This is a genomic window from Streptomyces sp. NBC_01506 (assembly GCF_045040295.1).
Lineage (GTDB): Bacteria > Actinomycetota > Actinomycetes > Streptomycetales > Streptomycetaceae > Streptomyces.
In genome coordinates this window covers 1,511,079-1,522,846 of sequence record NZ_CP109422.1, presented here as the reverse complement: position 1 = coordinate 1,522,846, position 11,768 = coordinate 1,511,079, and the positions used below count along the sequence as shown (strand labels likewise).

Here is an 11,768-nt window from a genome sequence, read left to right as displayed (position 1 = left end):
GTGGTGCGTCCTTCGGTCGATCGCCCGCGACGGCGGGCGATGGGTGGGTGCTGCCGATGACCTCGATCAAACCGGCCGCGCACCCGCGCCACCGGCGGGAATCGGACGACGACGGCCCGGTGCGGGGGCCGGGCTTGTCCTCAATCGCCGGACGGGCTGCACCTACCGCCCTAGGTCGATCGCCCCGTGACTTTGGTAGCGGTCTCCTCGCACCAGGCGGCGTTCGGTTTCCCACCTGCATAGATTGGTCGTATGACGCGTACGGAATACCCCTGGCTGCTGCCTTCGGCCATGGCGGCACCCGCCGACCCCGGGCCCGCCGGGAAACGGGGCGGGCGACGGCCCCGGCGTACCGTGCGTGACTGGGTCGTGGACCTGACCGCCTTCGTCTTCGCCGTCTTCATCGGCATGGTCGCCCTGGACGCGGCCGACCAGGCCGGCAACAGCGACACCCTTCTTCTGGCCGACATTCTGATCGGCCTGGCGGCCTGCGGCACGCTCTGGGTACGGCGGCGGCGGCCGGTCGCTCTGGCCGTCGGCCTCTGCCTGGTGCAGGTCGTGTCGCCGACGGCGGGCGGCGCCGCCCTGGTGGCCGTCTTCAGCCTGGCCATCCACCGGCCGTTCAAGCCCGTGGCCCTCGTCGCCGCCCTGGGTCTGGCGAGCGTGATCGGCCAGGCGTATCTGCGCCCGGACCCGACCACGTCCCATCTGATAGCGATCATCCTCGGCGTGCTGCTCATGCTGCTCGTACTCGCCTGGGGCATGCTCGTACGCTCGCGCCGCCAGTTGGTCGTGGCGCTGCGCGAGCGCGCCGTCCGGGCGGAGAACGAGGCGGCGCTACGGGCCGAGCAGGCGCAGCGCCTCGCCCGCGAGGCCATCGCCCGCGAGATGCACGACGTGCTGGCCCACCGGCTGACGCTGCTCAGCGTCCACGCGGGCGCTCTGGAGTTCAGGCCCGACGCGCCGCCCGCCGAGGTGGCCAGGGCGGCGGGTGTGATCCGTGACAGCTCGCACGAGGCGCTTCAGGACCTGCGCATGATCATCGGCGTGCTGCGCGCGCCCGGCGACGACGGCGAGCGTCCGCAGCCCACGCTCGTCACCCTGGAGGCCCTGGTCGCCGAGTCCCGTGACGCCGGGATGAAGGTCACGCTCGACAGCGGCGTCGACGACCCGGCGGCCGTACCGTCCACCACCGGCCGTACCGCCTACCGCATCGCGCAGGAGGGCCTGACCAACGCCCGTAAGCACGCGCCCGGCACCGGCACGACCGTCCTGGTGAGCGGCGGCCCGGGGGACGGGCTCACCGTCGAGGTACGCAACGAGGCGCCCCTCGGACCGGTCCCGCATGTGCCGGGATCCGGCCAGGGACTGATCGGACTGACCGAACGCGCCACCCTGGCCGGCGGCCGGTTCGAGCACGGTCCGACCCACGACGGCGGATTCGCCCTCCGGGCCTGGCTACCGTGGTCCGCATGACGACATCGATCATCCGGCTGCTCATCGTCGACGACGACCCCCTCGTACGCGCGGGACTCACCTTCATGCTGGGCGGCGCGGACGGCGTCGAGATCGTGGGGGAGGCGTCCGACGGCTCCGAGGTCGACGCGCTCGTGCGTGAACGCACGCCCGACGTCGTGCTCATGGACATCCGGATGCCCGTCATGGACGGTCTCACCGCCACCGAGCGACTGCGGGCGCGCGCGGGCGCGCCCGAAGTCATCGTCCTGACCACGTTCCACGCCGACGAGCAGGTGCTGCGGGCGCTGCGCGCGGGCGCCGCCGGATTCGTCCTGAAGGACACACCGCCGGCCGAGATCGTCGCGGCGGTACGGCAGGTGGCGGCGGGCGAGCCCGTGCTCTCCCCGGCGGTCACCCGCCAGTTGATGCACCATGTCGCGGGGGCGCCCACGGGCGTACGCAAGGACACGGCGACCGACCGGCTGACCCGGCTCGCGGAGCGCGAGCGGGAGGTGGCGCTCGCCGTGGGGCGCGGCAGCTCCAACGCGCAGATCGCGGCGGAACTGTTCATGAGCGTCCCCACGGTCAAGGCGCACGTGTCCCGCATCCTGGCCAAGCTCGGCCTCAACAACCGTGTACAGATCGCCCTGTTGGTGCACGACGCGGAACTGGTGACGGACAGCGACTGATAGGTCACGCCATGCCGCGGATTCGGCGGCGTACGCCGGAGCGACGTAACCTGACGTGATGACTGTTGTCGATCTGGGCGCGTACGGGCCCGACTTCACCGCGGATCCGTACCCGTATCTCGCGAAACTGCGCGAGTCGGGGCCGGTTCATGAGGTTCGTACGCCACAGGGCGACCGGCTCTGGCTGATCGTCGGGCACCGGGAGGCGCGCGCCGCGCTGGCCGACCACCGGCTCGCCAAGTCACCGGCCACGGTGGGCGGCAGCATGCTGGACGAACGGGTCATCGGACCGAATCTGCTGGTGGTCGACCCGCCGGACCACACCCGGCTGCGCAAGCTCGTCGCCCGCGAGTTCACCGCCCGCAGGGTCGCCGGATTACGCGAGCGGATCCAGCGCCTCACCGACGAGCTGATCGACGCCATGCTCCCGGCCGGCGAAGGCGACCTGGTCGAGTCGCTGTCGTATCCCCTGCCCATCACCGTCATCTGCGAACTGCTCGGTGTGCCCGCCGCCGACCGCGCGGTCTTCCGCACCTGGTCGACGGAGATCGTCGCCCCCGCCGAGTCGGCGGGCGAGTACACAGCCGTCCACGAACTCGGCGCCTACTTCGACGAGTTGATCGAGGACAAGCGCTGCGCGGGCCCCTCCGACGACCTGCTCTCCGCCCTGCTGCGCACCCGCGCCGAGGACGGCGACCGGCTCTCCGCCCCCGAACTGCGCGCCATGGCCTACCTGTTGCTGATCGCCGGTCATGAGACGACGGTCAATCTCATCACCAACGGCGTACGCGCCCTGCTCGGCCACCCCGACCAACTGGCCGCCCTGCGCGACGACTTCGGGCTACTCGACGGCGCGATCGAAGAGATGCTGCGCTACGAGGGACCGGTCATGAACGGCACCGTCCGCTTCACCGGCGAGCCCGTGACCGTCGGCGACACGGTCATCCCGGCATGGCAGACGGTGCTGGTCGGCCTCGGCGCGGCGGGCCGCGACCCCGCGCGCTACCCGGAGCCGGACCGCTTCGACATCCGGCGTACGGCGACGGCCACGGCGACCGGTGCCAAGGGCCGCAACCACGGACATCTCGCCTTCGGGCACGGCATCCACCACTGCCTCGGCGCGCCGCTCGCGCGCCTGGAGGCCCGGATCGCGGTCCGTACCCTCCTCGAACGCTGCCCCGATCTGACCCTCGACCCGGACACGGGGCCGCTGGACTGGCTGCCCGGAATGCTGATCCGTGGGGTGCGGGGTCTGCCGGTGCGGTGGTAGGCAGGGCGCGGGGTGCCGCGCGGGTACGTTCGGAGGAGTCTGACCATGCAGGAGTTCGACATTGTCCTGGCGCGGAAGGTGCTGGACGGGCAGCCTTTCAGCCGCCTGCTCGGTACCCGGGTGATGGTCTTCGGTGACGGCGAGGCGGAGCTGGAGCTGGACATCCGCGAGGACCTTCAGCAGCAGAACGGCTATCTGCACGGCGGCGTGCTGGCGTACGCGGCCGACAACAGCATCACGTTCGCGGCGGGTTCGGTGCTCGGTCCCGCCGTGCTGACGGCGGGCTTCTCCATCCAGTACATGCGCCCCGGCACCGGCCGCACACTTCTCGCCCGCGCGTCCGTCGTCCACGCGGGCCGGCGGCAGGCGACGGTGCGCTGCGATCTGTTCACGGTCGCGCAGGACGGGGCGCGGACCCTGTGCGCGGTGGCGCAGGGCACGGTACTGCCGGTACAGAAGCCGGCCTGAGGTTCGTGATCAACCGCCGGACGTGCTCAACCGCCGGACGTGCTCAACCGCCGGACGTGCTCGACCGCCGGACGGGTTCAGCCGCCCGGGATCTCGTCCAGCCGCACCGGGCGGTGTTCGCGCCGGGACAGCTCGCACGCCTCGGCGATCCGCAGCGCGTGCAGCGCCTCGTGGCCGTCGCACGGATTCTCCAGCTCGCCGCCCACGACACGGATGAACGCGTCCAGCTCCGCCTCGTACGCCGGGGCGAACCGCTCCAGGAAGCCCGGCCACGGGTTGTCGCAGCGCGGCGGACCCTTCGGTTCGGTCGAGGTGATCGGCGTACGGTCGTCCAGGCCGACCGCGAACTGGTCGAGTTCGCCCGCCAGTTCCATCCGTACGTCGTACCCCGCGCCGTTGCAGCGGGTGGCCGTGGCGGTGGCGAGCGTCCCGTCGTCCAGGGTGAGGACGGCGGCGGCCGTGTCGATGTCCCCGGCCGCGCGGAACATCGGGGGACCGGCGTCCGAACCGGTCGCGTACACCTCAACCACCTCGCGCCCGGTGACCCAGCGCATGATGTCGAAGTCATGGACCAGACAGTCCCGGTAGAGCCCGCCGGACAGCGGCAGATACTCCGCGGCCGGCGGCGCCGGGTCGGAGGTGATGGCCCGGACGGTGTGCAGCCGGCCCAGCGCGCCGGATCGTACGAGATCGCGGGCCGCGCCGTAACCGGCGTCGAAGCGGCGCATGAAGCCCAGTTGGAGGACGGTGCCGGCGGTGTCGACCTCGTCCAGCGCGCTCAGCGTGCCCTTGAGGTCCAGCGCGATCGGCTTCTCGCAGAAGGCGGGCAGCCCCGCCCGCGCGGCGCGGCCGATCAGATCGGCGTGGGCGGAGGTGGCCGAGGCGATGACGACGGCGTCCACGCCCCAGGAGAAGACCTCGTCCACCGAGGGGGCCGCCGTCGAGCCCGTACGGTCGGCGACCTGTGCGGCGCGAGCCGCGTCCGTGTCGGCGACGACCAGGGAGCCGACCTCGCGATGGCGGCTCAGCGCCTCCGCGTGGAAGGTGCCGATCCGGCCTGTGCCGATGAGTCCGATGCGCATGGCCCCCAAGGTGGCCTTCGCGCTGTCATCGTGTCAAGCGTTTGTCCTGACATTTGGACCCGTTGATGATCTTTGCGATGATCTCTGTCCGGAAGGCGTCGGTCTCCGACCGTGCGCTTCGGTTGTCCTGACAACCGAACGACGGGACTTTCCGTCAACATCTCACGGGGCTACGCTCCCCCCGTGCCCAAGCAGCCGGAACCAGAGCAGCCGAGCGGGTCGGCCCCCCGGGCCGCCGCGCTCCAGCTCGGTGTCGACCGCACCAGCCCGGTCCCGCTCTACTTCCAGTTGTCGCAGCAGCTCGAGGCGGCCATCGAACAGGGCGGACTCGCGCCCGGCAGCCTCCTCGGCAACGAGATCGAGCTGGCCGGCCGGCTCGGACTCTCCCGGCCCACCGTCCGCCAGGCCATCCAGACACTCGTGGACAAGGGCCTGCTGGTACGCCGCAGGGGCGTCGGCACCCAGGTCCTGCACAGCCAGGTCAGACGTCCGCTGGAGCTGAGCAGCCTCTACGACGATCTGGAGGCGGCCGGCCAGCGCCCCGCCACCCGCGTCCTGCGCAACACCGTCGAACCGGCCACCGCCCGGGTCGCCGCCGCGCTCGGCGTCGCGGAAGGGGCGGACGTACGGCTCATCGAACGGCTCCGGTACGCCCACGACGAACCGATGGCCCGGCTGCGTAACCATCTGCCGGTCGAACTCCTCGACTGCGACACCGCCCGGCTCGAATCCACCGGCCTCTACCGGATGATGCGCGCCGTCGGCATCACGCTGCACAGCGCGCGCCAGTCGGTCGGCGCGCGCGCCGCCGACGCCGAGGAGGCGCGGCAGCTCGACGAGGCGACGGGCGGGCCGCTGCTCACGATGGAGCGCACGACGTTCGACGACACGGGCCGCGCCGTCGAGTTCGGCGCGCACATCTACCGGGCCTCGCGCTACGTCTTCGAGTTCCAGCTCCTCGTCCGGCCGTAGGACCATAGGGCCGCCCCGTTCGTCGTAAGAATGTTCGGACAAACTATTGACGGGGCCGCGCGACCGCCGTTAGAACACCTCCAGCCGCAACGGGGCGGCCGGGAGAGAAGGCGGAACCACCATGCGTACCAACCGAAAGGCGGCGGGCCGCACGGCGGCGGCGCTGCTCACCGCATGCGCGCTCGCCCTCGTCGCGGGATGCAGTGGCTCCGGCGGCAAGGACTCCGAGGACAAGGCCGATGACGGCGGGAGCGGTACGGCGGCCAAGACCCCGCGCATGAAGATCGCCATGGTCACGCACTCCGGCGAGGGCGACACCTTCTGGGACATCGTCCAGAGCGGCGCCAAGGTCGCGGCAGAAAAGGACAACGTCCAGTTCCTCTACGCGGCCAACAAGGAGGGCAAGGAGCAGGCGCAGTTGATCCAGAGCTATATCGACCAGGACGTCGACGGACTCGTCGTCAGCCTCGCCAAGCCCGAGGCGGTCAAGGACGTCCTGGCCAAGGCCACGGCCGCCGGAATCCCCGTCGTCACGATCAACTCCGGCGCCGAGTTCTCCGAGCCGTTCGGGGCCCTGAGCCATATCGGCCAGGACGAGGCCATCGCCGGTGAGGCGGTCGGCGAGGAGCTGAACAAGCGCGGCAAGAAGAAGGCGCTCTGCGTCATCCACGAGCAGGGCAACGTCTCGCTCGAAGGCCGCTGCGCCGGTGTGAAGAAGACCTTCGAGGGCACCGTCGAGAATCTGAACATCGAGGGCACCAACATGCCCGCGTCGACGTCGTCCATCGAGGCCAAACTCCAGAGCGCCAAGGACATCGACACGGTCGTGACGCTCGGCGCGCCCTTCGCCGCCGCGTCCGTGAAGGCCAAGGAGAGCGCGGGCTCCAGCGCCGAGATCAACACCTTCGACCTCAACGAGGACGTGGTCAAACAGCTCAAGGCCAAGGAGATCGGCTTCGCCGTGGACCAGCAGCCCTATCTCCAGGGCTACCTCGCGGTCGACGAGCTGTGGCTCAACAAGAACAACGGCAATGTCGTCGGCGGCGGAAAGCCCGTACTGACCGGACCGGCCCTCGTGACAGAGAAGGACGTCCCCGCGCTGGAGAAGTTCACCGCGCGCGGCACCCGATGACAGGCGGCCGTCATCTCCCGATGACATGCACGTGCCCGTACCCGCCGACCGGGCCCCGAACAGCCATGACCGATACTTGGGCCGCCGGACCGGGACACACCCCGCCCGGCGGTACCGGGAAGTACGGCAAGAGGGGCACGGCGTCGTGGCAAGAGTTCGGACAGGGGTACGCGCTACCGGCGCGGTGCTGGCGGTGGTTCTCGGGGCGGCGTCCCTGGCCGGATGCAGCAGCACCGGCGGCAAGCGCGCCGAGGAGCGGGCCGCGGCGGCCGAGGCGCGGGGGCAGGCCGCGGTGACCACACCGAAGTGGACCTTCGCGATGGTCACCCACTCGGGAGACGGCGACACCTTCTGGGACATCGTCCAGGAGGGTTCCGAGGAGGCCGCGGCCAAGGACAACATCAACTTTCTGTACGCGAAGAGCGACGAGGGCCAGCAGCAGGCGCAGCTCGTCCAGTCGTACATCGACAAGGGTGTCGACGGGCTGATCGTCACCCTCGCCAAGCCCGAAGCGATGAAAGACGTCGTCGCCAAGGCCACCGAGGCGGGCATCCCGGTGATCACCGTCAACTCCGGCTCCGAGGAGTCGAAGGAGTTCGGCGCGCTCACCCATATCGGCCAGGACGAGTCCATCGCCGGTGAGGCCGTGGGCGACGAACTGGACAAGCGAGGCAGGAAGAAGGCCCTGTGCGTTCTGCACGAGCAGGGCAACGTGGGCCACGAGCAGCGCTGCGCGGGGGCGAAGAAGACCTTCGACGGCACGATGGAGAATCTGTACGTCGACGGCACCAACATGCCCGACGTCCAGGCGTCCATCGAGGCGAAGCTCCAGAGCGACAAGGGCATCGACGCGGTCGTGACGCTCGGCGCGCCCTTCGCGGACACCGCCGTCAAGGCGAAGGAGACGGCCGGCAGCGACGCCGAGATCGACACGTTCGACCTCAACGAGGCGGTCGCGGGCTCGCTCAAGGCGGGCCGGCTCGGCTTCGCCGTCGATCAGCAGCCCTATCTCCAGGGATACGAGGCGGTCGATCTGCTCTGGCTCCACCGGTACAACGCCAACGCGCTCGGCGGCGGGCTGCCGGTCCTCACCGGACCGCAGATCATCAACAAGCAGGACGCGGCCGAGCTGGAGAAATACGCGGAGCGGGGGACCCGATGACCACAACCGCACCACCGGTGAAGGACCGGCCGGACGACGGTGGGGACGGGGGCGGGGGCAGGGGCGGCGGCCCGGCCAAGGACGAGCGGCTGCTCGGTGACTCGGCGCTGCGCAGACTGCTCGGCAGGCCCGAACTGGGCGCAGTCGTCGGCGCCTTGGCCGTCTTCCTCTTCTTCTCGGTCGTCGCCGACTCGTTCCTCAAGATGTCCAGCTTCGGCACCGTCCTGTACGCGGCGTCGACCATCGGCATCATGGCGGTGCCGGTGGCACTGCTGATGATCGGCGGCGAGTTCGACCTGTCCGCCGGTGTGCTGGTGACCAGCTCGGCGCTGATCTCCTCGATGTTCAGCTACCAGATGACGGCGAACATCTGGGTCGGTGTGTTCGTGTCCCTGCTGGTCACCCTGGCCATCGGGATGTTCAACGGCTTCATGCTGACGCGGACGAAACTGCCGAGCTTCATCATCACGCTCGGCACGTTCCTGATGCTCACCGGTCTCAATCTCGGTCTGACGAAGCTGATCAGCGGCAAGGTCTCCACCAAGGGCATCAGCGACATGCAGGGCTTCGAATCGGCCCGTAAGGTCTTCGCCTCCGAACTGACCCTCGGCAGCGTCGAGTTGAAGGTCACGATCCTGTGGTGGGCGGGCCTGGTCGCGCTGGCGACCTGGATCCTGCTCCGTACCCGCTTCGGCAACTGGATCTTCGCGGTCGGCGGCAACGCCGAGGCCGCCCGCGCCGTGGGTGTCCCGGTGCGGCTGACGAAGATCGGCCTGTACATGGGCGTCGGCTTCTGCGCCTGGGTCTCCGGCCAGCATCTGCTCTTCTCGTTCGACGTCGTCCAGTCCGGCGAGGGCGTCGGCAACGAGCTGATCTACATCATCGCCGCGGTCATCGGCGGCTGTCTGATCACCGGCGGTTACGGCTCGGCGATCGGCTCCGCGGTCGGTGCCTTCATCTTCGGCATGACCAGCAAGGGCATCGTGTACGCGGAGTGGAACCCGGACTGGTTCAAGTTCTTCCTCGGAGCGATGCTCCTTCTGGCCACCCTGCTCAACGCATGGGTCCGCAAGCGAGCGGAGGCAACCCGATGACAGGCACGCCCAGCACGCCCGGCACGAACAGCGGCGGCACGGTGACCACGACACCTCTGGTGGAACTGGACGACGTCAGTAAGTACTACGGCAACATCCGTGCCCTCGAAGGCGTCTCGCTGGAGGTGCACGCGGGCGAAATCACCTGCGTCCTGGGCGACAACGGTGCGGGCAAGTCCACCCTCATCAAGATCGTCGCGGGCCTGCACCGGCACGACGCGGGCGATTTCCTCATCGACGGCGAGAAGACGACGCTCGGCTCGCCGCGCGAGGCGCTGGACCTCGGTATCGCCACCGTCTACCAGGACCTCGCCGTCGTACCGCTCATGCCCGTCTGGCGGAACTTTTTCCTCGGCTCCGAGCCGACGAAGGGAAAGGGCCCCTTCAAACGCCTCGACGTCGAACTGATGCGCACCACCACCCGCGAGGAACTGCTGCGGATGGGCATCGACCTGCGCGACGTCGACCAGCCCATCGGCACCCTGTCCGGCGGCGAACGGCAGTGTGTGGCGATCGCCCGCGCCGTCCACTTCGGCGCGAAGGTCCTCGTCCTGGACGAGCCGACCGCCGCGCTCGGCGTGAAGCAGTCCGGAGTCGTACTGAAGTACGTGGCCGCCGCGCGCGACGCGGGTCTCGGCGTGGTCCTGATCACCCACAACCCGCACCACGCGTATCTCGTCGGCAATCGCTTCGTGCTGCTCAAGCGCGGTGTGATGGCGGGCAGCCACACCAAGGGATCGATCACCCTGGACGAGCTGACACGCCAGATGGCGGGCGGTTCGGAGCTGGAAGAACTCAGCCACGAGCTGGCGAACGCCCCCGCACCGGCCCATCTCGGTGGCCGTCCGGTGGACGGGAGCGGGCATCCGGTCGACGGGGACGAGAAGGGCGAGGTGCCGGGCGGCGGTGCCCCGGACAAGGCGCAGCCCTGACCGACCTCCCCACCCTCCGAGTGGCAGAATCGGCGGTGGTGGACAACCGTCCACCGCCGCCGCCCCGGACACCCGGCGCGACGAGCCCCCGACCCGCAGGGACGACACGACACGTGCGAGCACCCAGGCCGCGTTCCGGTAGCAGCGCCGACCACCCGGCTGCCGACCACCCGGCTACCGGGACCCGACGGACACGTACGAGGGGGCCGGTGCGATGAGTACCTACCGTGACTTCACCCACCGCGGCTCCGCGCGCGCCACCGTCCTGCGGACCGTCGGCACCCGCGAACGCCGCTCGCACGCCTCGGCGCCGCGCGTGCCCACCGTGGGGATCGACATCGGCGGTACGAAGGTGATGGCCGGTGTTGTCGACCCGGACGGGAACATCCTGGAGAAGATCCGCACCGAGACCCCGGACAAGTCCAAGAGCCCCCGGGTCGTCGAGGACACCATCGTCGAGCTGGTGCTCGACCTCTCCGACCGTCACGACGTGCACGCCGTCGGCATCGGCGCCGCCGGGTGGGTGGACGCGGACCGCGCCAAGATCCTCTTCGCCCCGCACCTGGCCTGGCGCGACGAACCCCTGCGCGACTCGATCTCCTCCCGGCTCGCCGTCCCGGTGATGGTCGACAACGACGCGAACACCGCCGCCTGGGCGGAGTGGCGCTTCGGCGCCGGACGCGGCGAGGACCATCTCGTGATGATCACGCTCGGCACCGGTATCGGCGGCGCCATACTGGAGGACGGCCGGGTCAAGCGCGGCAAGTACGGTGTGGCCGGCGAGTTCGGCCATATGCAGGTCGTGCCCGCCGGACACCGCTGCCCGTGCGGCAACCGCGGCTGCTGGGAGCAGTACAGCTCGGGCAACGCGCTCGTCAGGGAGGCCAGGGAGCTGGCCGCCGCCGACTCCCCGGTGGCGTACAACCTCATCGAACGCGTCAAGGGCCACATCCCCGACATCACCGGACCGCTGATCACCGAGCTGGCCCGCGAGGGCGACGCGATGTGCGTCGAACTGCTCCAGGAGATCGGCCAGTGGCTCGGCGTCGGCATCGCGAATCTCGCGGCGGCGCTCGACCCGTCCTGCTTCGTCATCGGCGGCGGCGTCAGCGCGGCGGACGATCTGCTGATCGGCCCCGCCAGGGAGGCGTTCCGCCGCCAGCTCACCGGGCGCGGCTACCGGCCGGAGGCCCGTATCGCCAAGGCGCAGCTCGGCCCCGAGGCGGGCATGGTCGGCGCGGCCGACCTCTCCCGGCTCGTGGCGCGCCGCTTCCGCCGGGCGAACCGGCGCAGGCTCGAGCGGTACGAGAGGTACGAGCTGTACGCGGAGGCGATCCGCACCGGCCGGATGCCGCAGGACCTGCGCGAGGAGCAGGAGCTGCGCGAGGCCGAGGAGTCCCGCGCCGCGGCGGTGCGCGAACGGCAGGAGGCCGCCGCGGCGGCGGAGCCGAAACCGCGGACGCGGGCGCGCGAGGCACCGGAGGCACCCGGACCGCCGGACGCACCGCG

At 70.4% G+C, this 11,768-nt stretch carries 10 protein-coding genes and 1 pseudogene; 10 read left to right on the top strand and 1 reads right to left on the bottom strand.

Annotated features, from left to right (window positions below; translation table 11 throughout):
* Positions 1-252 precede the first annotated feature (252 nt).
* Genes OG329_RS06265 through OG329_RS06250 form a run of 4 tightly spaced genes read left to right on the top strand, consistent with a single transcriptional unit; the run spans position 253 to position 3,885 of the window.
* Complete coding sequence (locus tag OG329_RS06265) at positions 253-1,476, top strand: sensor histidine kinase (protein WP_405793321.1); 1,224 nt, start codon at positions 253-255, stop codon at positions 1,474-1,476.
* Entirely contained in the window at positions 1,473-2,147 is a 675-nt protein-coding gene (locus OG329_RS06260) for a response regulator (protein ID WP_405793320.1), read from the top strand. Before OG329_RS06265 ends, OG329_RS06260 begins: the two co-directional genes overlap by 4 nt.
* Before the next feature lie 58 nt (positions 2,148-2,205).
* A complete protein-coding gene (locus OG329_RS06255) occupies positions 2,206-3,417 on the top strand; it encodes a cytochrome P450 (protein ID WP_405793319.1) in 1,212 nt (403 codons plus the stop codon).
* 45 nt (positions 3,418-3,462) lie between these two features.
* Positions 3,463-3,885 (top strand): PaaI family thioesterase, encoded by a 423-nt coding sequence (locus OG329_RS06250; RefSeq protein ID WP_405793318.1) that lies wholly within the window; start codon positions 3,463-3,465, stop codon positions 3,883-3,885.
* 77 nt (positions 3,886-3,962) lie between these two features.
* On the opposite strand, the gene OG329_RS06245 is transcribed toward OG329_RS06250, so the two are convergent.
* Entirely contained in the window at positions 3,963-4,967 is a 1,005-nt protein-coding gene (locus tag OG329_RS06245; protein WP_405793317.1) for a Gfo/Idh/MocA family oxidoreductase, read from the bottom strand.
* A 183-nt stretch (positions 4,968-5,150) separates the two neighbouring features.
* Here OG329_RS06245 and OG329_RS06240 point away from each other — a divergent pair, with 183 nt between their 5' ends.
* The 6 genes and pseudogenes from OG329_RS06240 to OG329_RS06215 form a co-directional block, all read left to right on the top strand.
* Positions 5,151-5,939, top strand: a complete 789-nt coding sequence (locus tag OG329_RS06240; protein WP_405793316.1) for a GntR family transcriptional regulator — start codon at positions 5,151-5,153, stop codon at positions 5,937-5,939.
* 121 nt (positions 5,940-6,060) lie between these two features.
* Positions 6,061-7,071 (top strand): sugar ABC transporter substrate-binding protein, encoded by a 1,011-nt coding sequence (locus tag OG329_RS06235; RefSeq protein ID WP_405793315.1) that lies wholly within the window; start codon positions 6,061-6,063, stop codon positions 7,069-7,071.
* A 145-nt stretch (positions 7,072-7,216) separates the two neighbouring features.
* Positions 7,217-8,233, top strand: coding sequence for a sugar ABC transporter substrate-binding protein (locus OG329_RS06230; protein WP_405793314.1), 1,017 nt, complete (start codon positions 7,217-7,219; stop codon positions 8,231-8,233).
* Positions 8,230-9,327: an ABC transporter permease gene (locus tag OG329_RS06225; protein WP_405793313.1), complete on the top strand. Its 1,098-nt coding sequence runs from the start codon at positions 8,230-8,232 to the stop codon at positions 9,325-9,327. The genes OG329_RS06230 and OG329_RS06225 overlap by 4 nt, the downstream gene beginning before the upstream one ends.
* A complete protein-coding gene (locus OG329_RS06220; RefSeq protein WP_405793312.1) occupies positions 9,324-10,259 on the top strand; it encodes an ATP-binding cassette domain-containing protein in 936 nt (311 codons plus the stop codon). Before OG329_RS06225 ends, OG329_RS06220 begins: the two co-directional genes overlap by 4 nt.
* Positions 10,260-10,473: 214 nt before the next feature.
* A pseudogene (locus tag OG329_RS06215) lies at positions 10,474-11,625 on the top strand (ROK family glucokinase); the annotation flags it as partial.
* Positions 11,626-11,768: the final 143 nt, after the last annotated feature.

Excerpts from the sequence above, each read along its gene's own strand:
- OG329_RS06265 (WP_405793321.1), top strand. The coding sequence starts at position 253 with ATGACGCGTACGGAATACCCCTGGCTGCTGCCTTCGGCCATGGCGGCA.
- OG329_RS06260 (WP_405793320.1), top strand. The coding sequence starts at position 1,473 with ATGACGACATCGATCATCCGGCTGCTCATCGTCGACGACGACCCCCTC.
- OG329_RS06255 (WP_405793319.1), top strand. The coding sequence starts at position 2,206 with ATGACTGTTGTCGATCTGGGCGCGTACGGGCCCGACTTCACCGCGGAT.
- OG329_RS06250 (WP_405793318.1), top strand. The coding sequence starts at position 3,463 with ATGCAGGAGTTCGACATTGTCCTGGCGCGGAAGGTGCTGGACGGGCAG.
- OG329_RS06245 (WP_405793317.1), bottom strand. The coding sequence starts at position 4,967 with ATGCGCATCGGACTCATCGGCACAGGCCGGATCGGCACCTTCCACGCG.
- OG329_RS06235 (WP_405793315.1), top strand. The coding sequence starts at position 6,061 with ATGCGTACCAACCGAAAGGCGGCGGGCCGCACGGCGGCGGCGCTGCTC.
- OG329_RS06225 (WP_405793313.1), top strand. The coding sequence starts at position 8,230 with ATGACCACAACCGCACCACCGGTGAAGGACCGGCCGGACGACGGTGGG.
- OG329_RS06220 (WP_405793312.1), top strand. The coding sequence starts at position 9,324 with ATGACAGGCACGCCCAGCACGCCCGGCACGAACAGCGGCGGCACGGTG.